Raw genomic sequence first — 22465 nt, forward strand, 5'->3', positions numbered from 1 at the left:
CCCCGCCCGTGCGGGCGCCCCTGCCGGGCCGGCGGGGGCCGGCCCGCCCCCCACGGCTCACCGACTCAGTTCAGCGTGAGCGTCGCGGAGTCGTTGTGACTGTTCGGGTCGAAGACCGGTCGGTGGGAATGCGCCGGATCCGGGCCCCAGACCAGCTGGACGCCGCCCTTGGCATGCGTGGTCACTTCGTCGACCCGGAGGGTCAGGCTGAAGTCGGTGACCTGTCCCTTGGGCAGGACGATGCCTGACGTACCGCAGACGTAGGGACCGTGGGCCTGCGCCGTCGGGTTGTTCTCCTGCCATGGAGCACAGTTGGCCGAATGGCCGACGGCGGTCGTACCGGGCGGAAGCGTCACCCACACGGTGGGCACTCCCTCACCGCCGCTGCGGTCGTACAGGGTGGCCGGGCCGCCCGCGGACAGGTGGAAGGCGAAGGTCGCGTTCTTGCCCTGCCCGGCCTGCGCGCTCGCGCCGCTGACTCCGAAGTCGGCCGTGTTGTGGGCCTGCAGGGAGGTGATCCGGTAGTCGGTGACCTTGCCCGTCTGCGGCAGGGAGACGGAGCCGGCCGGGACCGAGGACTTCCGGCCCGCCTTGACCACCTTCAGCTTGAGCGTGGCCCCCTTGCCCCAGGTCCACTTGATGCCCTGTCCGGCCGGCCAGCCAGGCTGGCCGAGCGGCGCGGTCATCGTGTCGAGATACGTGTACAGCGCGGCGGAGTTCACGCGCAGGCGCACGGGTGCGTCCAGGGCGGCCGTCTCTCCGATGGTGATCGCGCCCTTGGGGTAGCACTCCGCGAAGTGGATCGTGCCGTTGTAGCCGTACTTGCAGTTGGCGTAGTGGTCGGCGAAGTCGAGGCCCGGTGAGGCGGCCAGGACCACCTGGACGCCCTTGGCGGGACGGTTGCCGACGTTGGTGAACCGGACCGGTTCGCTCACCGTGCTGCCGACCTTCAGGCCGGTGTGGGCGGTGAGTTCGTCGAGGCCGAAGGAGGGGCCTCCCACCTCGACCCCGCCGGTGCCGCCCACGATCTGTGCGTGCGCGGAGTGCCCGGTGACCTTGTACGTGCCCGTGGCACCGAGCGCGGCGCCCTTGAGCGGGGTCAGGGTCAGGCGGGTCTCGGCGCCCATGTGGGTGGTGGGAGAGGAGTCGGACTCGAACATCTCCGAGCACGTGGCGATCAGGCCCTTGGCCGTGCAGTTGTCCGAGAACGTCACCTTGGCGATCTTCGACAGGCCCCGGGCGTCCACGGTCAGGGTGGCGTCGTACGCCTGGAGGTTCCTGGCCTTGGTCTGGAAGTCGAAGGACACGTCGGCCGTGGCGGGCGCGGCCGGCAGCGCCACGGGCGCCGGGGTGTCCAGGGTGATCACCGGCCGGCCGGTGACGGCGCCGGCCGGGGCGGTGCCCAGCAGGCCGGCGGCGAGCCCGGCGGTGGATATGAGGACTGCGGCCCGCCCGGTGAGGGATCTTCGTCTCATCTACGTCCTTTGGTCTGAAGGAGTTTCACGACGACTGACTGAACGATCAGAGGGACCTTATCTCCTGTGTTACGCCCCTGTGACGCTGAACTGACAGTTCCAAGATCAGGCCCTGCCAAGCTCGGCTTCACCGAACGACCTGACCAGTCCTTATTCCTGGGGGAATTGAGACATGACCATGCGTACCCGCACCATGGCGGCCGCCATCGCCGTGGCCGCGGCCGTCACCGGCACGGCGCTGCTGGGCGCCTCCGGCGCCGCCTCGGCCGCCGCCGACGCCTCGCACGGGACCCTGACCATCAGCAACGGCACCAAGTACGTGCTGATCAACGGCCACAAGGTGGACTTCGGAGTGTCCGTCCGGGACCTCGCCTGGTCCCCGAACGGCGCCAAGGCGGCCTTTGTCGACGGCTCCGGCAACCTGGACGTCGCCAACCCCGACGGCAGCGGGCGTGTGGTCGTCGCCAAGAACCCCGGGAACCAGAACTGGTCCCACCCGACCTGGCAGGTGACCGCCAAGGACACCCGGTACAACATCCCCGCCAAGGACAACCTCATCTTCGCGGCGCGCGCGGGCGGTGTGTCCCGGCTGAAGTACATCTCCGCCAAGGCCGTCAACGGCACGCCGAAGACGCTGTCGCTGTACGGCGAGCCCGGTCCGGGCGGGGCGCTGCCGCAGACCGGCAACGTCTGGCCGAACGCGGCCGGCCACTACGGCACCTCGGTGTACGCCAACGACCACGACGGCGCGGTCTACATCCGGGACGACTACCTGCGCCAGCAGGGCGGCAAGGTCGCCCAGGGCTCCCAGCCGGCCCTGTCCCCGAACGAGGAGGAGGTCGTCTTCGTGCGCTCGGTCGCGGGCCACGACCACGTCCTCGTGGAGAACTTCGCGCACAGCGGGCACATCACGGACCTCACCCCGCACGCCACCACCGACTACACCGAGCCGGCCTGGTCCCCCGACGGCAGGACCCTCGCGGTGCGCACCCCGTCCGGCACCGTGACCCTGCCCGCCGACGGCACGGGTCGTCCGGCCAAGGTCACCTCGACGGTCGGCCTGGCGGCCTACCGCCCCTGAGGCCGGCCGACCCGACGGGCCGGGCGCGTCCGGGGTGCGAAGTGCGGGTCACTTCGCCATCCGGGCGAGCTCGGCCCGCAGTTCGTCCAGGTGCGCGTCGGCGGTGTCGTGCGGCAGGAACTCGACGACGTCGAGGAACCGGAAGAGCACCCGGCTGGCGGTGACGGCGTACTCGTACTCGGCGAACCCCACCACCGCGCCCATCGTGCCCCGCACGGCGCCGCGCACCACGTGGGAGGTCAAGTCGTCCGGCTCCGCCGCCGACATGCCGCGCCGGGCGTTGGGCCGGGCGAGATAGGGGCACACCATCGAGGCGTAGAGCATGCACGCACGGTGCCCCGGTCCTTCGAGGGTCGCCGCGAGATTGCGGTAGGGCCGCCCGGCGGCCAGCGCCTCCCCGATCGCCGCGCTCTCCGCGGCCCCCACCACACGCCACACCGGTCCCTGCGGCATGGCCTGGTTGCACACCGAGCAGAGACGCTTCTGCGCACAGGCGGCGCTGCGTTCGTAGTCGGTCAGCGCGAACTGGGGCTCCTCCCCCTCCCAGGGGGTGATCGCCGGCACCGGATACCCACGAACGTCACGGGGCCGTGCCTCGACCGCCGCCGGCATGGGAACACTCTCGAATCGCACATGTCATGACTACCAGGACCAACGGCTTCAGGCCAAGGCCGCACAAGTCGGCCGCTGCCGAACGGACGGCCGGGGAGGATCGGTGCATGAACGAGATCGTGCTGATGGCGGATCCAAGGGTCGCCGCCGTCCCCGTGACCGACTGCGGCGAACCGCTCGTCGACGTCCGGCTACGGGACTCCCTCGCCGTGGACGCGCGCCGGGCGGAACCGTCAGGGGCGTTCGCCCACCTGCGAGAAGGGGTCCTGATCCGGCTGCTCAGGGCCCAGCGACTCCTCCCGGACGGCCTGCGCCTGCTGTTCGTCGAGGGATACCGGCCGCCCTCGCTGCAGCGCCAGTACTTCGAGGGGTACGCCGGCACGCTGCGGGCCGCTCATCCCGACTGGTCGCCGGCGCGGGTGCGCGAGGCCGCGAGCCGGTATGTGTCGCCGCCGGAGATCGCGCCGCACAGCGCCGGCGCCGCGGTGGACCTCACGCTCGTCGACGCCGAGGGACGCGAACTCGACATGGGGACGCGGGTGGATGCCAACCCGGAAGAGAGTGACGGCGCTTGTTACACGGACGCCACCACGATCGGCCCCGAGGCGCGGGCCCACCGGCGGGTGCTCGGTGCGGCGCTGGGGGCTGTGGGCCTGGTCAACTACCCCACGGAATGGTGGCATTGGTCCTACGGCGACCGCTACTGGGCTCTCGCCACCGAAGCCGGCAGTGCGCTGTACGGGCCCAGGGAACTCGCATGAGCCGTGGTGCGGCCCGCCCCGACGGCCCGTGCCGGGCGGGTGATGGACCGGGCCGCGTGGACGCAGGCGATGACATGCTCTCCGCGCCCGGCCCTGTCTCGACGACTGGGCACGCGCCCCCCTTCGACCCCGAACTGGCCGCGGCACTGGCCGGTTCGGGAGTCGCGGCGAGGGAGCCGTACACCCCGGAGAACCTTGCGGCCCGGCAGGAGCGGGATGCTGCCACGCGCCCCAGGCCGACGGTCGGGGAGCTTCAGGCCGACGGCCGCTTCGAGGTGGAGGAGCTGCGGGTGCCGGGGCCGACCGGCGGCCCGGACGTCACGCTCGTGAGCGCACGGCCCGCCGGGATCGCCGGGCCGCTGCCCCTGCTGTACTACATGCACGGCGGCGGGATGATCTCGGGCAATGCGTGGTCCGTGCTGCCTCGGCTCCTTCGCGAGTGGTCCGCCGCCCTGGAGTTGGCCGTCGTCTCCGTCGAGTACCGGCTGGCACCCGAGGCGCGGTATCCCGCAGCGGTGGAGGACTGTTACGCGGGGCTCGTCTGGGTGGACGCGCACGCGGCGGAGCTCGGCATCGACGCCGGCCGTGTCGTGGTCGGGGGAAAGAGCGCCGGCGGCGGGCTCGCCGCGGCACTCGCCCTGCTCACCCGGGACCGGGGCGGGCCCGGACCGATCGGGCAGTTGCTCCTGTGCCCGATGCTCGACGACCGCAACCACACCTTTTCCAGCCATCAGATGGCCGGCATCGACACCTGGGACCGGACCTCCAACGCGACCGCGTGGCAGGCGGTGCTGGGCGACCGGTACGGCACCCCTGACGTGCCGCCGTACGCGGCTCCCGCCCGCGCGTCCGATCTGGCCGAGCTGCCGCCGGCCTATGTCGAGGTCGGGTCCGCGGAGACCATGCGGGACGAGGCCGTGGCCTACGCCCAGGCGCTCTGGCGGGCCGGAGGCCAGGCCGAACTGCACGTCTGGCCCGGAGCCTGTCACGGCTTCGACACCTTCGCGCCACGGGCGGCGCTCAGCCGGGACGCCCGCGAGGCCCGTACCCGCTGGCTGCGGCGCGTCCTCACGCGGACGCGATGACTCCGTAGGTGACCAGGCCGTAGGCGAGGTGCGGGATCGCGTCCGCGGTCCAGTCGGCGGGCGACCAGGTACGCGGGTCGCTGATGTCCAGGCCGGCGATCGGCACGTCGGCCAGCGTCATCGCCAGGGCTCCGGTCAGCACGGCGCCCAGCCAGGCGGGCGGCCGGAGACCGGCACGGTGGAGCAGTGACGCGAGGGCGCCCGTTCCGACGCCGACGGCGATGCCCGACAGCGCCCCCAGTCCGGAGAGCCGGTTGTCCCGGCCCTCCCCGTCGGGGACCGGGTGTCCCGCCCGCGTGGTGATCTTCTCCACGATCGCCTCGGGGGTGCTGCTCGAAGGCCGACCGCGCAGCGCCATGTCCAGGTAGCTCACGGCGTTCAACGCGGTGGTGCCGGCGGCCCCGGCGGCACAGCCGCGCGCGATGGTTCTGAACATGTCGCTCCGGGTCCCCGCCGTGGACGCGGGCCAAACGGCGCCGCCGTCGGGCGCGGGCCGGATCAGGCGGCACGGTCACGGTACGGCGGGACCCTGCCCGGGCTCCGGGCTGCCGCGTGCGATCCGTGTCAGGTCGGTCATCAGCGACTCGAGCCACGACACGGTCGCGTAGTACGCGCACGGCGCGCCGGGCGGCTCGGGCACGGACCCGGCCGGCCCCGGATCGAACAGCGTGAACCGCCCGGTCGGGGTGTCCGCTCCGGGATCCAGGGCCGCCGAGATCAGCAGCATCCGCCCGGCCACCCGGTCCCCCAGCCCGCTGACGGAATCGGCCACCACGGGGTCGAAGCCGGTCAGCGGCGGCTCCAGCAGCCGTTGGGAGCCCCACAGGGTGTGGTGGCCGGCCATCAGCGTGGCCTGCCAGTCCACGCTGCGCGGAGCGGGCCGGCGCGCCGCGCCGCCGAACGGGGTCGGCTCGCTCTGGAACTGCGCGTACGCGGACTCGGCGAGGACGACCGCGCTCTGCAACGACCGGTGTCCGGACCCCCCGGACGGCGCGGCCACCGCATCGCCGCCCGCCACCGAGGCGCCGGTCGCCACCACGATCTCGGCTGCCCTGCGCAGGAGTTCCGCCCCCGCGTGGCGCAGTTCGTCGTGGGCGCCGTGCGGCCAGGCCAGCAGTCCGAAGACCACGCCGATCGCACTGCCGACCAGCACGTCCAGCACCCTGGCCTCCGCCAGGCGCCAGGTCGGCGGGGAGAGCTGGGCGAAGACCAGGGCCACGAGCACGGTGAACAGGCCCTGGGCCCAGCCGACGCCCTTGACCGGCCCCACCGTGAAGGCGAACAGCATCCACACCGGCAGCATGACGGCGTAGACGGCGGTGTCGGTCCCGGCCAGGCTCAGCGTCCCGGCGGTGACGAGGGCTCCGGCCAGGGTGCCCGCGAGCGCGAGCCGGATGGTGTGCCAGGTCTCGTCCATGGTGGTCCGGGTCAGGGTGAGCGTCGCCAGCATGGCCCAGAATCCATGGGGGAGCGTGTCCACCCCGGCCACGAACCGGGCCGCGGTCAGGGCCAGGGCGATACGGACCGCGTTCTGGAAGAACACCGACCGGCGCCCGGCATGGCCGCGCAGCCGGTGCCACCACAGGAGGGGCGCCCAGGTCGTGGCGTACCAGAAACGGCCTTGCGCGGCCTGGATCCCGGTATGCCTTCCGCCTACGGCGAGATCGGCCGCCGTGGCCATGGTGAGCGCGGCGTCGGCGATCTCCAGCACGTCGGCCTGCCGGCGCAGTACGGCGGGCGTGAGGTCCGGCGCGCGAGCGGTTCCGGGCGCCGCGTCCCCGGCGGGAACCGGGTCCGCGGACACGGCCGACAGGTGCGCGCGTGCCGCGAGCAGGTCCTCGTACGGGGCCGACGGGGACGGCCCGCTCCCCAGGCGGTCCGCGGTCGCCGTGGCCAGCCGGGCGACGGACTGCAGTACGGCGGTCACCTCGGGACCCGGCTGCCCGCCCGGCGGGACGGGCAACTGTGCCAGACGGCTGAGGAGGGTACGCGTGGCCAGACAGGTGTGGGCGAGGGCGCGGTCGCGCACTCCCGGCCCGGCCGGGCGTTCCGCCTGCGGCACGGTCAGGGACCGCAGGGACCGGCCGGCCTCCCACAGCGCCCCGATGTCGGGGCCGGTGAGGGCGTACGGCGGTGCGGCGAGGAGGGCCGAGCCGTGCGCGGCCGTTCGCGCCGCGTGGGCGGCCCGGTCCCGGTACGACGGCGGGCTGGGCTCGGGAAAGATCAGCGCCTCGGCGGCGATGAAGAGGGCCAGTCCGGTGCTGGTCCCGATCAGGCGCTCGCCCAGCGTGCCGGGCGCGTACGGGGGGAACGACGGGAGGATGTACAGGAGTTGCAGGCCCGGCGCCGCACCTGCCGGGCGTGGACCGCCCACGGCGGCGAAGGCCAGCGCGAAGCCGACCGCCAGCATGCCGACGACGGCGGTCCAGGTCCGCACCGACAGAAAGGTGCCGACGACGACCAGCAGCCAGCACACCGGAAGCAGACGCGAAACCGTCGCGGCCCGCTGCCGGCCGGTGCCCGGGATCTTGGCGAGTCCGCCCAGTGCCACGGCCGCGAACAGGGCGTAGGTGGCGGCCACAGGGCGGTCGAGGCCGTAGCGGAAGAGGTAGAAACCGGCCGCCGCGACCAGCGTGACGCGTACCGCCCGGCGGCCCGAGGCGGCGTAGTCAGCCGGAGTCCGGCGGACGGGGACATCTCGGGCCCCTGCAACATCACCCACTGCTACAGAATCACCCACCGCCCCACGCCCGGCACGCCGCCGGCGGGCGCGGCGGGGAGCGCAGCGGGCGTGTCAGCCGAGGGTGAAGCGGACCGGCGTGCCCGGTGCGGCCTGTGCGGCGGCCGCCAGGGCGGACTCGGCGACGACGCCTATCACCGGGTAGCCGCCGGTGGTCGGGTGGTCGTGCAGGAACACCACCGGCCGCCCGTCCGGGGGCACCTGCACGGCGCCGAGGACCATGCCCTCGCTCGGCAGCTCGCCGGCCGACACGCGTTCCAGCGCCGGTCCTTCGGTGCGCAGGCCGATCCGGTTGCTGTGCTGCGACACCCGGTACGTCGCCGAGGTGAGGGTGCGCAGCGCGCCGCGCGTGAACCAGTCGGCGCGGGGGCCGAGCCGCAGCGGCAGGGCCAGTTCGGTCGGCGGGGCCGGCCACGGAGCGCTGTCGGGGAGCGCCGGTTGCCGCGCGGGGGCGCCCAGCGGGAGAACGTCCCCGTCGCGCACCGGCGCCGGGCCGAGGCCGGAGAGCAGGTCCGTCGAACGGCTGCCGAGGACGGGTTCGACGGCGATGCCGCCGGCCACGGCGACGTACGAGCGCACGCCCGCCGTCACCCCGCCCACGTCGAGTACGGCGCCCGCGGGCACCCGTACGGGCACGCCCCAGGCCACCGGCCGGCCGTCGACCGTCACCGGGCAGGGGGCGCCGCCGACCACGACGGTCACGCCACGGTCGGTGCGCAGGGCGCAGCCGGTCAGGGTGGTCTCCAGGACGGCGGCGCCGGGGGCGTTGCCGAGCAGCAGATTGGCCAGTCTCAGCGCGGCGGCGTCCAGGGCGCCGGAGCGGGGCACGCCCAGGTGGGCATGGCCCCGGCGGCCGCCGTCCTGGACCGTGGTGAGGGCGCCGGAGCGCACGACGGTGAGCTCGGCGGTCATGGCGTGCCTGCCTCCGCCACGAACCGCACGCGCGTTCCCGGCGTGAGAAGGGCCGGTTCCTCCCGGTCGAGGTCCCACAGCGGTGTCGGGTCCGGCATGGTCCCGATCAGCTGCCAGCCGCCGGGGGTGGCGCGCGGGTACACCGCGCTGTAGGGGCCGGCGAGCGCGACCGCTCCGGCCGGAACCCGGGTGCGCGGGGTGTCGCGGCGCGGCACGTGCAGCTCCGCGGGCAGGCCGGTGAGGTAGCCGAAGCCGGGAGCGAAGCCGCAGAAGGCGACGCGGAACGTGCAGGAGGAGTGCCGGACGGCGACCTCGTGCACGGAGACGCCCCACAGGGCGGCGACCCGGGCCAGGTCGGGTCCGTCGTAGCGCACGGGGATCTCCACGACTCCCCCGTGGTCGGCGGTCCGGGTCGGCACGTCCCAGTGGGAGATGTGGCGAGCCAGCTCCTCCGGGTGGGTGACGCCGTCCAGGAGCACGGTCCGCGCGCCCGGCACGATCTCCGCGACGGGCGGCAGGGTGCCCGCCGCACGCCGCCGCAGGAGTTCGGCGTGGAAGGCTCCGGTGTGCTCGGCGTCCGGCAGCTCGACGAGCACAGCGTGCCGCCCGGCGAGGCGCACCTGCAGAGAACGGCTCTCCGTCATGCGAACGCCCCGACCTCGATCCCGGCCGCCTCCAGCGCCGTGCGCACCCGCGCCGCGATCCGGGCGGCGCCCGGGGTGTCGCCGTGGACGCACAGGGAGCGGGCGGTCACCACGACCGTCGTACCGTCCACGGCCTCGACCGCACCGTCCACCGCGAAGGCCAGCGCGCGCCGGACCACCACGTCCTCGTCGGTCACGACGGCGTTCGTCTCGCGCCGCGACACGAGCGTGCCCGCGGGGGTGTAGGCGCGGTCCGCGAAGGCCTCCGGTACGGCGGTGAGGCCCGCCTCCCCGGCCGCGGCGAGCAGCTCCGACCCCGGCAGGCCGAGCACGGACAGAGCGCCGCCCGCCAGTTTCACGCCCTCGACCACGGCCGCGGCCTGCTCGGCGTCGTGCACGGTGCGGTTGTAGAGGGCGCCGTGCGGCTTGACGTACGCCACCTCGGCCCCGGCGGCCTGTGCGAAGACCCTCAGTGCCCCGATCTGGTAGGCCGTCTCGGCCGCCAGTTCGTCGGCGGGGACGTCCATGGCCCGGCGGCCGAAACCGGCCAGGTCGCGGTAGGACACCTGCGCGCCGATCCGGACGCCTCGTGCGGCAGCGAGGTCGCAGACGCGGCGCATGACCGCGGGGTCGCCCGCGTGGAAGCTGCAGGCGACGTTGGCGCTGGTCACGACGGAGAGCAGGGCGTCGTCGTCGGTGAGGGTCCAGCGGCCGAAGCCTTCACCGAGGTCTGCGTTGAGGTCGATCACGCTCAGAACCTAATCGATTGTTGAACGATCCGACAAGGGATGGATTTGCCGAACGCCCTCTTGTTCGATCGTTGAACGATCCCCTAGGGTCCCGGTCATCCCTCACGGATTCGGGCCCGGATCCGCGCCGCTCGGGCGTCCCGCCCCTCACGCCAAAGGCCACCGCATGATCGTTCTTCTCGGCGTCGTCGTGGTGATCCTCGGATTCGTCACGCGCCGCAATCCCGTCCTCGTGGTGGGCGTCGCCGGTGTCTTCACGGGGCTGATCGGCGGAATGAACCCGCTGGAGGTCCTCGCGGCCTTCGGCCGGTCCTTCGCCGACAGCCGCTCGGTCACCGTCTTCGCCGTCGTCCTGCCCGTGATCGGCCTCCTGGAGCGCTACGGCCTGCGCGAACAGGCGCGCAGGCTCATCGGCCGGCTCGGCGGCCTCAGCGCCGGCCGGTTCCTCACCGTCTACCTGCTGGTCCGCCAGATCACCGCGGCCTTCGGCCTCACCAGCATCGGCGGTCCGGCGCAGACGGTCCGGCCGCTCGTCGCGCCGATGGCCGAGGCCGCCGCCGAGCGCTCGACGGGCACGGCGCTGCCCGAGCGTCTGCGCGAGAAGGTGCGTTCCTACGCCGCGTCGGCCGACACCGTGGGCGTCTTCTTCGGCGAGGACTGCTTCATCGCGATCGGCTCCATCCTGCTGATCACCGGCTTCGTCAACTCGACGTACCACCAGAACCTCGAGCCGACCCAGCTGGCCCTGTGGGCGATCCCGGTCGCCGTCTGCGCCTTCCTCGTCCACGGCGCCCGCCTGCTGCTCCTGGACCGGCAGCTGCACCGGGAGCTGGCACACGCCGCCGCCGAACACGATCTGCCGCTGCCGAAGGAGACGAACAGGTGATCAAGGTCGAATGGCTCTACTGGCTGGTGGGCCTCGTCTTCGTCGTCATGGCCGTGCAGATGGCCGCCGACCGCAGCAACCCCAAGAGGTGGACGACGGCGGCTTTCTGGGGCCTGCTGGGGCTCGCCTTCCCCTACGGCACCGGCGTCGCGAACGCCACCGCGAAGAACGGCGGCTGGACCCTGCCGGCCGAACCGCTCGGCGTGGCGGTCCTCGTCCTGATCGTGCTCGCCGGGTTCAACTTCCTCGGCAAGGGCGTCCCCGTCACCAGCACCACCGAGGAACGCGAGGCGTCCGCGACCCGGCTCGGCAGCAGGATCTTCGTCCCCGCCCTGACGATCCCGCTCGTCGCCATCGTCTGCGCTTCGCTGCTCGACACGTCCGGCCTGTTCGAGACCGGCAAGGCCACCCTCCTCGGGCTCGGCGTCGGCTGCCTCGTCGCGCTGGTCGTCGGCATGCTGGTCACCGGCGAGCGGAAGCTGTCCGTGCCGCTCCATGCGGGGCGTTCCATGCTGGAGGCGATGGGATCCGCCCTGCTGCTGCCCCAGCTGCTCGCCGTACTCGGCTCGATCTTCGCGCTGGCCGGGGTCGGCACCCAGGTCGGCAGGATCGTGCACGACGTGCTGCCGGACAACTCCAAGTACCTCGCGGTCATCGCGTACTGCGTCGGCATGTTCCTGTTCACCGTGATCATGGGCAACGCGTTCGCCGCGTTCCCCGTGATGACCGCGGCGATCGGCTGGCCCGTCCTCATCGAGCAGATGCACGGCAATCCGCCGGCCGTCCTGGCGGTCGGCATGCTGGCCGGCTTCTCCGGCACGCTGTGCACCCCGATGGCCGCCAACTTCAACATCGTCCCGGCGACCCTGCTCGAACTGAAGGACCAGTACGGCCCCATCAAGGCCCAGATCCCCACCGCCCTGCCGCTCCTGGTCTGCTCCACCGTGATCATGGCGCTCTTCGCGTTCTGAGCGCCTCCGCCATCGCCTCCCGTGCAGGAAGTGCCATGACCCGCGTACTCATCACCGGCTTCGCCCCCTTCGACGGCCGGCAGGTCAACCCGTCCTGGCGGGCGGCCTTGCTCGTGGCCGCCGAGCCGCCCGCCGGACTCACCGTCACCGCCGCCGAACTCCCCTGTGTCTTCGGCACGTCCGTCGACACACTGCGCGACGCCATCCGCGCGTCCGCGCCCGACCTGATCCTGTGTCTGGGCCAGGCGGGCGGCCGTCCCGGCGTCACCGTCGAACGCGTCGCCATCAACGTCGACGACGCGCGCATCCCCGACAACGCGGGCAACCAGCCCGTCGACGAGCCCGTGGTCCCGGGCGGCCCCGCCGCGTACTTCTCCACCCTCCCCGTCAAGGCCTGCGTCGCCGCCGTGCGCGCGGCAGGTGTGCCGGCCGCGGTCTCCAACACGGCCGGCACGTTCGTCTGCAACCACGTCGCGTACGGCCTCGGCCACCTGATCGCCACCGAATTCCCGCACGCCCGCGGCGGTTTCGCGCATGTGCCCTGGGCGCCGGAGCAGGTCACCGACGGCACCGCCCCGGCCCTGGAGCCCGCCACGGTCGCCCGCGGACTGCGCGCCCTGCTGGCCACCGCCGCCGGCACCCCGGCGGAGCACGACCTGAAGGTCACCGGGGGAACCACCCACTGATACCGCTCACTGCCCACGGGGCCGCCCATCTCGGCGCATGCCGGGCGCATGGGGTCGGCGGGCGCCCGCTGGGCCAAGGCCCTGGAACCGCCCGAACCGCCGTCGGCTCGCTGCAGGCCGAGTGGCTGCCGAAGGCCACATACCGCTCCGGACGGAAGGGTCCGTACGCGCTTGGCGTCAGGCGCCTAAGCCCGCCTCGTGGCGGGCCTGCCCGCCGTGGAACGGGCGGACTTCACGACCGGCCACTGGCCGGCCACCTTCGCGGCACCGGCCCTCGACGCGGGGCCGGGTCCGGCCCCGGTCGGCGCGTCCCGCTAACGGCGGGCGGCGACTCGTTCCACGACGGGTCGCCACGACGGGAGGGGAGCCACCGCCAGGCCCACGACCTTGCCGGCGTCGTCGGCGCGACGCAGCGCGATCGCCGCCGGGAAGTCGGGGTCCGCCTCGAAGGCCACCGCTTCCGCCGGGGTCATGGGCCCGCCCTGACAGCCGAGCGTGCGGGCACTCTCCGGCGAGAGCGCCAACTGCGGGTCGGCGGCGGCCAGATAGCGTTTGGCCGGGATGTGCGCGGCGACCAGACGGGCGACCCGCGGCCCCAGCAGCCCCTCGACCGCGGCCGCGGCATGCCTGCCGTGTGCCGCTTCGTCAGCGGGCACGAGGTAGTGGCCGATGTCGTGGACGAGCCCGGCCACCTGCAGCTCCTCGTCGTGCGGGTGGCTCACGGCGAGCAGGGCGGCGACCTGGAGGCCGTGGTCCAGTATGTCCACCGGGTCGCCCGACCGGTCCGGGGTGTCCCAGACGTCCGCGCAGTCGGCCAGCAGAGCCATGAGCTCGTCCACGGACGGCAGGGGGTCGTACGTCATGGGCCCAGGCTGCCACGCCGAGACGTACGGCGGGTGTCGCCGGCGTGTACGGACCACTCCCCCGGGCCGAGTGGGCGGGAGTACGGCACTCAGCCGGTCAGAACGCCGTTCATGTCGCTGACCGGGACCGTGTCGCCGGGCCGGGGCGTCTTCACCGACACCGGTGCGCCGAGCCCGGACAGCGTCATCGTCACCTTCACCTGGACGGCGGCCAGGTTCAGTGTCATGCAGGTCTGCACGAGCCGCCCGCGGCCGTCGACCCACGCGTCGGCGAAGGCGGGCAGGTCGTCTCCGAGCATGGCCCGGGCCCTGTCCATCTTCGACCGCACGGCGCGGGCCATCCGGAGGGCGAGCGTCTTGTGGTCGAGCATCCCGCGGTAGTGCACGGCCCGCACACCGTTGACGGTCTCCTCGCCCTCACGGGAGACACGTTCCATCGCGGCTGTCTGCCGGAAGACATGCTCCGGGTCGTTGGCCGGGGCCCGGAGCGCGTAGTGCGCCTCGGGCTTCTCACGGGGCATCACCCCCCACGCGGCGGCATCTACGCCGGAGGCACCTTTGACGTAGACCTTGCCGTCCGCGAAGGTCTCGTCGATGTGCGAGACGGCGCCCTCGGGGAAATCGACGGCGAGGGAGCCCCGGCCGCCGGCGAAGTCGAACCCTCCGGTGACGGTGAGCGTGTACGTCTCTCCGCCGCCCGAGACCTCGATGCGCTCGTGCAGACGGGCGGTGGTCGCACCGGTCCTGGCGACGGCTGCGCGCACGGCGTCAGCGGGGCCCGCGGACGCCGAGCCGGCTCCCGGCTTCGCCTCACCGGTGCCCCCACCGCCGTGGTCACCGGTCGCGGCACAGCCCGCGCACAGCAACGCGGCGACAGCGGCCAAGGGCACAGCACAACGCATCGGCTCTCCGGAGGTCGTCCATGAGCACTGCGGCAGATGCGTCGTTCGACGCGTCCTGCGAGGCTCGGCACGGAGGGCGCAGCCGGGTGGTCTGGCCGGCGCGCCTCAGGGTGACTGGACAGTGATCTTACCGTGCAGTTGTCGGCGCGCTACGGGAATTCCCCGAGGGTGCACTGCCGTAGGGCCGGCCGCCTGGTCCGGCGGCCGGCCGGAAGGGTGCGGTCAGCCCAGTTCGGTGTCCAGCCAGTGCAGGACCTCCGGGGTCACGGGGTCGGTGATGTCGGCGAACTCCTCATGCGTGTTCAGGAACTTGGCCACGTACGGGCAGACCGGCACGATCCGCTTGCCGGACTCGCGTACGTCGGTGAGCGCCTCCTTGACCAGCCGGGAGGCCAGACCCTGTCCGGCGAAGGCCTCGTCGACCTCGGTGTGGAAGAAGACGCGCTGTTCACCGCGGTCGCGGTAGGCGGTCAGTCCGGCGCGCTTGCCGTCGACCAGGATCTCGTACCGGTACTTGGCGTCATTGCGCTCGACGGTCGGCGCGGCGGAGGGCTGGCTCATGGGATGCCTTTCGGATGGGGGTCGGTGCACGCGTGGGACGGGTCAGTGGCGCGGTGGATTCCTGCGCGGTGTGATGACGGCGTTCGGCAGGGCGGGGGCGAGGAGGCGGTGGCCCGGATATCCTTCGACGACGCCGAAGCGCTCTGTGGAGTTCTGCCAGTCCTCCCGGGCCTTGGCGATGTCCTCGTGGCTGCGCCCGACGAAATTCCACCACATGACGATCTCCTCCTCGAAGGGCGTTCCACCGAGCAGCACCGTGCGCGCGATGTCGTCCGTCTCGTTCGTCAGCGTCAACGCGTCGGCGCCCGGGGGGACATAGCCCAGCTCCGAAGGACCCACCAGGGTGTCCGCCACACGCACCTCGCCCTGGTCGACCAGGAGGCCGTGCTCGAAGGCGGGGTCCACGGCGAGCGACAGGGCCGCGCGCGGCTGGAGGACGATCTCGGCGCCGAGCAGGGGCGTGAAGGCCGGCACCGGAGAGCTGCGGCCGGCGAGGGAGCCCAGGAAGACCCTGATCTCCGCCTCGTCGCTCAGCACCGGCTCGGGTGCGTAGTGCTGGAAGTCCCGTTCGGTGTGGCGGTGTTCCTCCGGCAGCGCGACCCACAGCTGCACGCCGTGCAGGACGGTGGTCCGCGGGGTGGAGACCTCAGAGTGACTGATGCCGTACCCGCCCGTCATGAGGTTCAGCTCGCCCGGCCGTATGTGGGCGTGGTTGCCCATGCTGTCCCGGTGCTCGATCTCCCCGGTGAACAGCCAGCTCACCGTCTGCAGCCCGGTGTGGGGGTGCGGGGCGACGTCCATGCCGCCCGTCACCGAGACATCGTCGGGGCCGTAGTGGTCGGCGAAGCACCAGGCGCCGATCAGGGTCCGGGCACGCTGGGGCAGTGTGCGGCGCACGGTCATCGCCCGGGGACCGCCGAGGGGCACATCGCGCGGGGTCAGTACGTCGACCCGTGCCGCCCCGGTGGGCCGCTCGGCGTCCACTGCGCCACCGCACCGCAGCTCCGTGGGTTTCGTCTCGACGTTGCTCACCGTGGACCGCCTCCCGGACGAGTAGTTCTATATTCAACTATCATGCCATGATCGTAGACCGTCTGCGCGAGGTCTCCATCCCTGCCGAATCCCGGCCCGACCGGACGTCCGTACCGCTGAACAAACTACGCGTTCTGAGTCAAATCATCCGACACGGCCTCCGCAGACCGCATCGATCATCTCTGGCAGAGGTGACCGACATCCACCATCATCGCGATCAAGGGGGAAGCAGAGGGAGCGGCCCGGCGCTGGTACCCGTGAGAGCGGCGAGGGAGCTGCTCGATCGCCGCCAGGCATCCTGCCGAGCCGGTCTCACCGGCTCCCCGCCCCGAAGAAGGTCACCGTGTCCCAGTCCTGCGAAATCCGGACCTCGCTCCAAGGTGCGGCTGGTGGTCCGAGGCGACCTGGGCGTCTGCGTCATGCCCCGGTCCATCGCCGAGCGCTTCCCCGAGCTGGCGGCCTGTCGGTTCGCCCGGCACGCGCCGAGCTGGAAGGTGGTGGTGGTACGCCCGCACGGTGAACCGCCGGCGGCGGTCGCGGCGCTGCTGCGGCACATCACCTGGCGCCGGAGGTGAGGTCCGTACGCAGGACGACCCGCCGTCCGTGCAGCTCGCCCTTCTCCATCCGGGCGTGCACGTCGGCGGCCGCGCTGAGGGGGAGGACCTCGATGCCGCGCGGGCGCAGCGCACCCCGGCCGAGCAGGTCGTTGATGTACGCGGCGGCGCCCGCGAGTTCGTCGGATGTCGCGTGGGAGATCACGAACCCGACGACGGAACGGTCGTTCATGTACAGCGCTCCGGCGGGCAGCACGGGGCGGGTCCGGGCGCCGGCCAGCAGCACCACGCGGCCCCTGCGGGCGAGCAGGTCGACCGTGGTGTCGAGGTCGTTGACGCCTGCCGTGTCCAGGTACAGGTCGAGCCCCGACGGGGCCGCGCCGCGGATCTTCCCGGTCAGGTCCGGATCCCGGTAGTCGAACACCTCGGCCGCGCCCAGCTCCGCGCAGTACCGCACGTCGCGCGCGCCGGCCGTGGCGAGGACGCGGGCGCCGGCCCGCACCGCCATCGTCACGAGGGCACTGCCGACGTTGCCCGCGGCCCCGGCGACCAGCACGGTCTCCCCCACACGCAGCCGCCCGTGGACGAACAGGGCCAGATAGGCGGTCGCCGCCGGGTGGAACACGGCCACCGCCGCGTACGGATCGGCTCCCTCGGGCAGGTGGTACAGCCGGTCGGCGGCCACCACCGCCTGCTCCGCCGCCGCACCCTGTCTCCCGTCGTGCCCGAGGCTGTTGCACCACACCCGGTCCCCCGCGCGGAACCCGGTGACACCGGGGCCCGCCTCGGCGACCGTGCCGACCAGATCTCGGCCCACGACGAAGGGAAAGTCGATCTGCGTGGGGAAGAGCCCCGACCGCACGAACGTGTCCACCGGGTTGACCGTGGTGGCCAGGACGTCCACCAGTACGTCGGTGGGGCCGGGCCGGGGCGCGGCGATCTCGCCGTACCGGATGACGTCGGCGGAACCCAGCTCCTCGATGTACGCGGCGCGCATGGCATCACATGTTCCCGCCTCACGCCGGAAACCGCTCAGCAGGGCAGGAGGTCCCCCGGTCGGCAGCCGGCCCGGGTCGTCACCAGCGCACAGCCGTGAAATCGACGGGCCGGGGCCGCAGTTCGCGGGTCCGGACGGTCAGCCCTCGCAGTCGCCGGGCCATCTCGTCGGCGGGCAGGCGCCGGCGGTCGCCATGGCCCGGCAGCAGCCATTCGAAGCGCAGTCGGCCGGCGGTGCGCGCCAAGGAGGCGGCCAGCTCCCGGATGGAGTACCAGGTGACGCTCTCGGCCACCTCGAGGTCCTGGGTGGTTCGCGACCAGTAGAAGCTGTCGCCGCTGAAGCAGTACCGGTCGTCGGCGAGGAAGAGCACGCTGCCCCGGGTGTGGCCGGGCAGGGGGTGTGCGGTCACGCCGTCGGCGATCTCCACCGGGTCGGTGCCGCGCAGCACGCGGTCGGCGTCCGGGGCGGCGGCGAGGTCCCCCTCGTGGATCCACAGCCGCGCGCCGAAGCGGTCGGCGTAGCGGCGGCCGTGCGCGGCGTGGTCGCGATGGGTGAGCAGTACGTCGGTGACGGGGCCGAGCCTCTCGTAGCGCACCGCCAGCGCGGTGCTCCAGCGCGGGGTGTCCACCATCATCGCGGTGCCGTCGGGGCGGCGTAACAGGTAGGAGTTGGCTCCCGCGGTGTGTGTGGAGTTGTGTCCGCACAGGTGGACGGTGTCGTCCAGCGCCATCGGGAAGGGGTCCAGTGCCGCGTCCAGCCGCCCTCCCGGGGGACGGATCGAGCGGGTGGGGCAGGCATGCGCGGCGGCGTGGAGCCGGCGCGCCTCGGTCCGGTCCCGCGGCTGCCGCAGCACGGCCGAGCGTCCGGCGACCTCACCGATCAGGCCGGGCGCGAGCTGCCGCGCGACATCGCAGTTGGTGCACCGCTCGTCCACATACCAGCCGTCCTCGAACCGTCCTGCGCTCATGGCCCGTTCCCTCCGCGTCGTGTCCGTCGGCCGATGTCTCAGCCTCCAGGGGTATCCGACGCCGAGCGCACAATGGAAGGGGGCCTGGATCTTGTGGTTGCGGCATGGCACTGCTCTGAGCGGATGGTGCGAATCCCTCGACCGGGAGCCGTCGTAGCCGACACCGTGCCTGCCGTATCGGCGAGGTCAACGCCTCGGCTCCGCGCTCTCCACGCCGAGTGCCCAGGCCCCGTAGGCCGTGCCGGTGGTCTCGAAGGAGAAGATCACATGGGACGCGGCGGTGTTGACGTCCCGCCAGAACCGCTGGACCGGGTCGGACTCGAAATGGCCCGTCGTCCCGGTGCCGCGGAAGAGCCGTTCGACGGCCGACACCGACAACTCGACCGCCAGCGCGAGGTCCCGCGGTCCGCGGACCGCCGCCTCGCCCTCCTTGGTCTCCTCGATGCCGTCGGCGACCCGAGCGGCCCGCTGGACGAGGAGTTCCGCGGCGTCCACCTCCGCGGCCGAGCGCGCCAGCTCGATCTGCACCGACGGCTTCTCACGCAGCGGGGCGCCCCGCCGGTCGACCCGCCGGAGGTTCTGCTCGGCCGCGGCCCGCACCGCGCCCCGGGCGGCACCCACGACGGGCACGGCGAGCGGCAGCCCGTTCACCGCGTTCACCGGGACCGTGTGGCAGCGGGCCTCCGAAGCCGTCGCACGCCCCGCGTTGATGTCGAACCTCGACAGGGTCAGATGCCCGGGTACGAAGACGTCGTCCAGGACCATGGTGTCGCTGCCGGTTCCTCGCATTCCCAGCGTGAACCAGGTGTCCTTCACGGTGATGTCCGCCTGTGGCACCGCGAAGAACCGCACCTCGCCCCGGCCGTCGGGGCCCACGTCGCCGGGTACGGCGGAGCAGGCGAAGACCCAGTCGGCGAAGCGCACTCCGCTGATGTACTTCCATTCACCGCTGAGCCGCCAGCCACCGGAGACGGGCTCGGCCTTCCCGGCCGGCATGAGCGCGCCCGCCATGAGGGCGTCCGGCCCGTCACCCCAGATCACCGCCTGCCCCTCCAGGGGCAGGTACGCGCCGTACCGGGCCGCGTGGGCGGACAGCGAGGCGGCCCAGGCGGCCGAGGCGCAGCCCTCGCCGACCAGGGCCACCGCCGAGGCCATGTCCACGAACCGGCCTTCCGTGCCGCCGAAGGCCGCGGGGACGAAGTGCCGGGCGAACCCGGCCGCCCGCACCGCCTCGACCACCTCGGGCGCAAGGCACCGGGCAGCCTCCGTCTCGTCGCTGCATCGCGCCGCGATCTGCGCCACACGCGGAGCACCGGCGACGACCGCCGCCACGCTCGGCCTCTCGGCAAGGATCGTCGCTGTGCTGTCGCTGAGCATGTGTTCGCCACCTCCGTCGGGATGGCCGCAGTCTCTCCGGCGGAGCCCGTGACAGGCCGCACCCGAGCCGGGACCGGCCCGTCAATCACCCGACCGGCTTCGCTCCGCCCCACCGACGGCACCGCCTGGGGAACCCGGACTCCCCCCACCGGCGAGCGGGAAGGGGCGAGACCTTCCTCCGTCCTCCCGGCCTGAGACCACCCGAAAACCTACAATGACGACATCACCCGTGTCCGTCGGCCGTCCCGGATCCGGCCGCGGTGGACGGCAGGGGTGCGGCTCGCCGTGATGGCCTGCGACGACAGCGGGAGGCCGCCGTGCAACTGGAAGAGTTCCTGGCCCAGGTCCGCGACCGGGGCGAGTACCGCAGCCGTGAGGAGACCGAGCACGTCTGCGAGGCGGTCCTGTGGGTGCTGGCGACCCGGATCGCCCCGGAAGAAGCCGACGAACTGGCGGATCGGTTGCCCGCGCCGCTGGACGAGGTCCTGCATCTGGACCGAGGGCGTCCCGAGACGTTCGACTGTGACGAGTTCCTCCGGCGGGTGTCCGTGCAGACCGGCGCACGGCCCCGTACGGCCGAGTGGGACGCGGACGCCGTACTGTCCACGGTGGCCGACGCGGTGCCCGACCGGCAGATCGACCACCTGCTGTCCGGGCTGCCGGCCCGCTACGCCGAGTTCTTCGGCAGGCCGAATGCGAGCTGACGGAGAAGCCGTGGCGGCGGGCTACTTCGCGGAGCGGACCGCCTCGCGCGGGGGCTGCCGGCGCGAGCGGTCACTTCTCCTGCTGCACGGTCTCCCCGGTCAGCCGGTCGTGCCGGTCAGTCGGTCGTCGCACCACTGCCTGGCCACCTGGGCGACCTCTTCCAGCGCTCCGGGTTCTCCGAACAAGTGGGTCGCACCCGGAACGATGTGCAGGGCGTTCGGGGCCCGCAGGTACCTGGCCGCCTCCTCGTTCAGCTCCTGGACCTGCTGGTCCTGGCCGCCGACGATGAGCAGCACCGGGGCCTGTACCCGTCCCAGGGCGTCGCCCGCCAGATCGGGCCGGCCGCCTCGCGAGACCACGGTCAGGACCCGGTCGGGGCGCTCGGCCGCGGCCACCAGCGCCGCGGCGGCTCCCGTGCTGGCGCCGAACAGGACGACCGGGAGGCCACGGGTGTCGGGCTGAGTGTCCATCCAGTCGATCGCGGCCACGAGCCGTCGGCCCAGGAGCGGAATGTCGAAGCGGTGCTCGCCGGTCAGCGCGTCGTGCCGCTCCTCCCGTTCGCTCAGCAGGTCCATCAGCAGCGTGCCGAACCCGGCGGTGCGCAGTTCGGCGGCCACCATCCGGTTGCGCGGACTGTGCCGGGAACTGCCGCTGCCGTGCGCGAAGAGCACCACGGCCCGCGCCGCCGTCGGGACCACGAGGTCACCGGAGAGCGTGGCGTCGCTGGTGGGCACCAGAACCATGTCGGAGATCATCGGCATCACTTCTTCCACGCCTGCCGAACCAGCGGATCACAAAGACCTGCCATACCCCCGCGTACCCACCATATCTGCGCGAAAAGCTCCCTGCCGGGTCGGCCGTCCTCCCCGGCCGTCAGGGGTGAGGTAACTTCGGCGCATTCGGCACTTCACGGCATCGTTCCTGGTGAGGCGATGAGCGGCTGGTGGTCATCCCTGGAGGAACGGACCCGCCGGGAGATCGACACGGAGGTGCCGCACGACCGCCTGCTCACGGCCGTCATGGCCGCCTGGGACGCGCTGCGCCCGCTCGGGGCCGGCTTGTGCGAGGCGGAGGAGGTCGTCCGCGCGCTACGACGCCCTCGGCGACCGCGTGCGACGCAGGCCGCCCGATGCGCCGGACGTCTCCGTACTGGCGGCCCGCGCCGCCGCGCACCCGGGCCGGGTGGCCGCGATGGAGGCGGTCCGGGACGGCGACACCGTCCATGACTGGTTCGTGCGCCTGGTCGCGGTCCTGGAGGATCCGGACGGGGAAGGACATCCGGCGACCGTCCACCAGCGCACCGGCGTGCCCCGGCCGGCCACTGCCGCCACCGAGGCACGACAGGCCCTGGCCGACCATCTGGGTCACTTGACCACGACGGACCGGCCGACACGCTTGATGCACCCTACACGTATATGCATAATGACCTTATGCATAAGCAGGTTATGGACTCTGCCGGCCCGGCGGACGCGTCGGCCGGGCACCTGATGCTCGCCGTGGAGGACATCGTCCGGTACGTGCGCCGGAGCGCCACGACCGGCGGCCTGAGCACCGCGGCCTCGTCCGCGCTCGGCCGGCTGGGGCGCGAAGGACCCCAGCGGCTGACCGAACTGGCCCGCGCCGAGAACGCCACCCAGCCCAACATGACCCAGCTCGTCACCCGCCTGGAACGCGCGGGGCTGGTACGCCGCACCGCCGACCGCACCGACGGCCGCGGGGTGCTGGTGGAGGCGACCGACACCGGCCTGGAGGTGTTCCGGCAACGGCGGGCCGAGCGCGCCGACGCCCTGGCGGAGCTCATGGAAGAGCTGACGGGGCCGGAGCGGCACGCCGTGGCGATCGCGCTGCCCGCGCTGGCCCGCGTGATCCAGGACCGCCAGACACGTACCTGAACCTGCCCGTCCC

At 72.8% G+C, this 22465-nt stretch carries 24 protein-coding genes; 9 read left to right on the forward strand and 15 right to left on the reverse strand.

What is annotated here, in order from left to right; genetic code table 11:
• Positions 1–65: 65 nt before the first annotated feature.
• Positions 66–1475, reverse strand: a complete 1410-nt coding sequence (locus tag ABT288_RS32510) for a hypothetical protein (protein WP_351615401.1) — start codon at positions 1473–1475, stop codon at positions 66–68.
• Between the two features lie 172 nt (positions 1476–1647).
• On the opposite strand from ABT288_RS32510, the gene ABT288_RS32515 reads away from it, so the two are divergent.
• Complete coding sequence (locus tag ABT288_RS32515) at positions 1648–2556, forward strand: TolB-like translocation protein (RefSeq protein WP_351615404.1); 909 nt, start codon at positions 1648–1650, stop codon at positions 2554–2556.
• A 48-nt stretch (positions 2557–2604) separates the two neighbouring features.
• Here ABT288_RS32515 and ABT288_RS32520 read toward each other — a convergent pair whose 3' ends face one another.
• A complete protein-coding gene (locus ABT288_RS32520) occupies positions 2605–3168 on the reverse strand; it encodes a hypothetical protein (RefSeq protein ID WP_351615407.1) in 564 nt (187 codons plus the stop codon).
• A 107-nt stretch (positions 3169–3275) separates the two neighbouring features.
• On the opposite strand from ABT288_RS32520, the gene ABT288_RS32525 reads away from it, so the two are divergent.
• Positions 3276–3929, forward strand: coding sequence for a M15 family metallopeptidase (locus ABT288_RS32525; protein WP_351615409.1), 654 nt, complete (start codon positions 3276–3278; stop codon positions 3927–3929).
• Between the two features lie 74 nt (positions 3930–4003).
• On the forward strand, positions 4004–5014 hold the full coding sequence (locus ABT288_RS32530) for an alpha/beta hydrolase (RefSeq protein WP_351615505.1): 1011 nt from the start codon (positions 4004–4006) through the stop codon (positions 5012–5014).
• Here ABT288_RS32530 and ABT288_RS32535 read toward each other — a convergent pair.
• The 5 genes from ABT288_RS32535 to ABT288_RS32555 form a co-directional block, all read right to left on the reverse strand.
• On the reverse strand, positions 4998–5450 hold the full coding sequence (locus tag ABT288_RS32535; RefSeq protein WP_351615412.1) for a hypothetical protein: 453 nt from the start codon (positions 5448–5450) through the stop codon (positions 4998–5000). The two genes, ABT288_RS32530 and ABT288_RS32535, sit on opposite strands and share 17 nt — an antisense overlap.
• A gap of 75 nt (positions 5451–5525) precedes the next feature.
• Positions 5526–7736, reverse strand: a complete 2211-nt coding sequence (locus ABT288_RS32540) for an FUSC family protein (protein ID WP_351615415.1) — start codon at positions 7734–7736, stop codon at positions 5526–5528.
• A gap of 72 nt (positions 7737–7808) precedes the next feature.
• Positions 7809–8666, reverse strand: coding sequence for a 5-oxoprolinase subunit C family protein (locus tag ABT288_RS32545; protein WP_351615418.1), 858 nt, complete (start codon positions 8664–8666; stop codon positions 7809–7811).
• Positions 8663–9310, reverse strand: coding sequence for a 5-oxoprolinase subunit B family protein (locus ABT288_RS32550; RefSeq protein WP_351615420.1), 648 nt, complete (start codon positions 9308–9310; stop codon positions 8663–8665). Before ABT288_RS32550 ends, ABT288_RS32545 begins: the two co-directional genes overlap by 4 nt.
• On the reverse strand, positions 9307–10059 hold the full coding sequence (locus tag ABT288_RS32555; protein ID WP_351615423.1) for a LamB/YcsF family protein: 753 nt from the start codon (positions 10057–10059) through the stop codon (positions 9307–9309). The genes ABT288_RS32550 and ABT288_RS32555 overlap by 4 nt, the downstream gene beginning before the upstream one ends.
• A 166-nt stretch (positions 10060–10225) precedes the next feature.
• Here ABT288_RS32555 and ABT288_RS32560 point away from each other — a divergent pair, with 166 nt between their 5' ends.
• Genes ABT288_RS32560 through pcp form a run of 3 tightly spaced genes read left to right on the forward strand, consistent with a single transcriptional unit; the run spans position 10226 to position 12602 of the window.
• The gene (locus ABT288_RS32560; protein ID WP_351615425.1) at positions 10226–10945 is read left to right on the forward strand and encodes a DUF969 domain-containing protein; all 720 of its coding nucleotides are present in this window, start codon (positions 10226–10228) and stop codon (positions 10943–10945) included.
• Complete coding sequence (locus ABT288_RS32565) at positions 10942–11916, forward strand: DUF979 domain-containing protein (protein WP_351615428.1); 975 nt, start codon at positions 10942–10944, stop codon at positions 11914–11916. Before ABT288_RS32560 ends, ABT288_RS32565 begins: the two co-directional genes overlap by 4 nt.
• Before the next feature lie 35 nt (positions 11917–11951).
• Complete coding sequence (gene pcp, locus ABT288_RS32570; protein WP_351615431.1) at positions 11952–12602, forward strand: pyroglutamyl-peptidase I; 651 nt, start codon at positions 11952–11954, stop codon at positions 12600–12602.
• A 314-nt stretch (positions 12603–12916) separates the two neighbouring features.
• Here pcp and ABT288_RS32575 read toward each other — a convergent pair whose 3' ends face one another.
• From ABT288_RS32575 to ABT288_RS32590, 4 genes are all read right to left on the reverse strand, one after another.
• Positions 12917–13465, reverse strand: coding sequence for an HD domain-containing protein (locus ABT288_RS32575; protein WP_351615434.1), 549 nt, complete (start codon positions 13463–13465; stop codon positions 12917–12919).
• Positions 13466–13554: 89 nt separating this feature from the next.
• Positions 13555–14355 carry an SCO4651 family lipoprotein gene (locus ABT288_RS32580; protein ID WP_502972881.1) on the reverse strand — a complete coding sequence of 267 codons (801 nt, stop codon included), beginning with the start codon at positions 14353–14355 and terminating at the stop codon, positions 13555–13557.
• A 234-nt stretch (positions 14356–14589) separates the two neighbouring features.
• Positions 14590–14928: a GNAT family N-acetyltransferase gene (locus ABT288_RS32585; protein ID WP_351615440.1), complete on the reverse strand. Its 339-nt coding sequence runs from the start codon at positions 14926–14928 to the stop codon at positions 14590–14592.
• 42 nt (positions 14929–14970) lie between these two features.
• Positions 14971–15960 carry a pirin family protein gene (locus ABT288_RS32590; RefSeq protein ID WP_351615443.1) on the reverse strand — a complete coding sequence of 330 codons (990 nt, stop codon included), beginning with the start codon at positions 15958–15960 and terminating at the stop codon, positions 14971–14973.
• A gap of 389 nt (positions 15961–16349) precedes the next feature.
• Here ABT288_RS32590 and ABT288_RS32595 point away from each other — a divergent pair, with 389 nt between their 5' ends.
• Positions 16350–16535 carry a type 2 periplasmic-binding domain-containing protein gene (locus ABT288_RS32595; RefSeq protein WP_351615445.1) on the forward strand — a complete coding sequence of 62 codons (186 nt, stop codon included), beginning with the start codon at positions 16350–16352 and terminating at the stop codon, positions 16533–16535.
• Here ABT288_RS32595 and ABT288_RS32600 read toward each other — a convergent pair.
• The 3 genes from ABT288_RS32600 to ABT288_RS32610 all read right to left on the reverse strand — a co-directional run bounded on the left by ABT288_RS32600 (position 16516) and on the right by ABT288_RS32610 (position 19855).
• A complete protein-coding gene (locus ABT288_RS32600; protein WP_351615447.1) occupies positions 16516–17511 on the reverse strand; it encodes an NADPH:quinone reductase in 996 nt (331 codons plus the stop codon). The two genes, ABT288_RS32595 and ABT288_RS32600, sit on opposite strands and share 20 nt — an antisense overlap.
• Positions 17512–17590: 79 nt before the next feature.
• Positions 17591–18478, reverse strand: a complete 888-nt coding sequence (locus tag ABT288_RS32605) for an MBL fold metallo-hydrolase (RefSeq protein WP_351615448.1) — start codon at positions 18476–18478, stop codon at positions 17591–17593.
• Positions 18479–18664: 186 nt separating this feature from the next.
• A complete protein-coding gene (locus ABT288_RS32610; RefSeq protein WP_351615451.1) occupies positions 18665–19855 on the reverse strand; it encodes an acyl-CoA dehydrogenase family protein in 1191 nt (396 codons plus the stop codon).
• Positions 19856–20172: 317 nt separating this feature from the next.
• On the opposite strand from ABT288_RS32610, the gene ABT288_RS32615 reads away from it, so the two are divergent.
• Complete coding sequence (locus ABT288_RS32615; protein WP_351615454.1) at positions 20173–20559, forward strand: DUF2267 domain-containing protein; 387 nt, start codon at positions 20173–20175, stop codon at positions 20557–20559.
• A 99-nt stretch (positions 20560–20658) separates the two neighbouring features.
• Here ABT288_RS32615 and ABT288_RS32620 read toward each other — a convergent pair whose 3' ends face one another.
• Complete coding sequence (locus tag ABT288_RS32620) at positions 20659–21315, reverse strand: dienelactone hydrolase family protein (RefSeq protein WP_351615456.1); 657 nt, start codon at positions 21313–21315, stop codon at positions 20659–20661.
• Positions 21316–21990: 675 nt separating this feature from the next.
• Here ABT288_RS32620 and ABT288_RS32625 point away from each other — a divergent pair.
• Complete coding sequence (locus ABT288_RS32625; RefSeq protein ID WP_351615459.1) at positions 21991–22452, forward strand: MarR family winged helix-turn-helix transcriptional regulator; 462 nt, start codon at positions 21991–21993, stop codon at positions 22450–22452.
• Positions 22453–22465: the final 13 nt, after the last annotated feature.

Source organism: Streptomyces sp. NPDC001093, assembly GCF_040298985.1.
GTDB lineage: Bacteria > Actinomycetota > Actinomycetes > Streptomycetales > Streptomycetaceae > Streptomyces.

Excerpts from the sequence above, each read along its gene's own strand:
- ABT288_RS32605 (WP_351615448.1), bottom strand. The coding sequence starts at position 18,478 with ATGAGCGCAGGACGGTTCGAGGACGGCTGGTATGTGGACGAGCGGTGC.
- ABT288_RS32550 (WP_351615420.1), bottom strand. The coding sequence starts at position 9,310 with ATGACGGAGAGCCGTTCTCTGCAGGTGCGCCTCGCCGGGCGGCACGCT.
- ABT288_RS32515 (WP_351615404.1), top strand. The coding sequence starts at position 1,648 with ATGACCATGCGTACCCGCACCATGGCGGCCGCCATCGCCGTGGCCGCG.
- pcp (WP_351615431.1), top strand. The coding sequence starts at position 11,952 with ATGACCCGCGTACTCATCACCGGCTTCGCCCCCTTCGACGGCCGGCAG.
- ABT288_RS32530 (WP_351615505.1), top strand. The coding sequence starts at position 4,004 with ATGCTCTCCGCGCCCGGCCCTGTCTCGACGACTGGGCACGCGCCCCCC.
- ABT288_RS32545 (WP_351615418.1), bottom strand. The coding sequence starts at position 8,666 with ATGACCGCCGAGCTCACCGTCGTGCGCTCCGGCGCCCTCACCACGGTC.
- ABT288_RS32535 (WP_351615412.1), bottom strand. The coding sequence starts at position 5,450 with ATGTTCAGAACCATCGCGCGCGGCTGTGCCGCCGGGGCCGCCGGCACC.
- ABT288_RS32525 (WP_351615409.1), top strand. The coding sequence starts at position 3,276 with ATGAACGAGATCGTGCTGATGGCGGATCCAAGGGTCGCCGCCGTCCCC.
- ABT288_RS32620 (WP_351615456.1), bottom strand. The coding sequence starts at position 21,315 with ATGATCTCCGACATGGTTCTGGTGCCCACCAGCGACGCCACGCTCTCC.
- ABT288_RS32520 (WP_351615407.1), bottom strand. The coding sequence starts at position 3,168 with ATGCCGGCGGCGGTCGAGGCACGGCCCCGTGACGTTCGTGGGTATCCG.
- ABT288_RS32600 (WP_351615447.1), bottom strand. The coding sequence starts at position 17,511 with ATGCGCGCCGCGTACATCGAGGAGCTGGGTTCCGCCGACGTCATCCGG.
- ABT288_RS32585 (WP_351615440.1), bottom strand. The coding sequence starts at position 14,928 with ATGAGCCAGCCCTCCGCCGCGCCGACCGTCGAGCGCAATGACGCCAAG.
- ABT288_RS32575 (WP_351615434.1), bottom strand. The coding sequence starts at position 13,465 with ATGACGTACGACCCCCTGCCGTCCGTGGACGAGCTCATGGCTCTGCTG.
- ABT288_RS32625 (WP_351615459.1), top strand. The coding sequence starts at position 21,991 with ATGCATAAGCAGGTTATGGACTCTGCCGGCCCGGCGGACGCGTCGGCC.
- ABT288_RS32510 (WP_351615401.1), bottom strand. The coding sequence starts at position 1,475 with ATGAGACGAAGATCCCTCACCGGGCGGGCCGCAGTCCTCATATCCACC.
- ABT288_RS32560 (WP_351615425.1), top strand. The coding sequence starts at position 10,226 with ATGATCGTTCTTCTCGGCGTCGTCGTGGTGATCCTCGGATTCGTCACG.
- ABT288_RS32610 (WP_351615451.1), bottom strand. The coding sequence starts at position 19,855 with ATGCTCAGCGACAGCACAGCGACGATCCTTGCCGAGAGGCCGAGCGTG.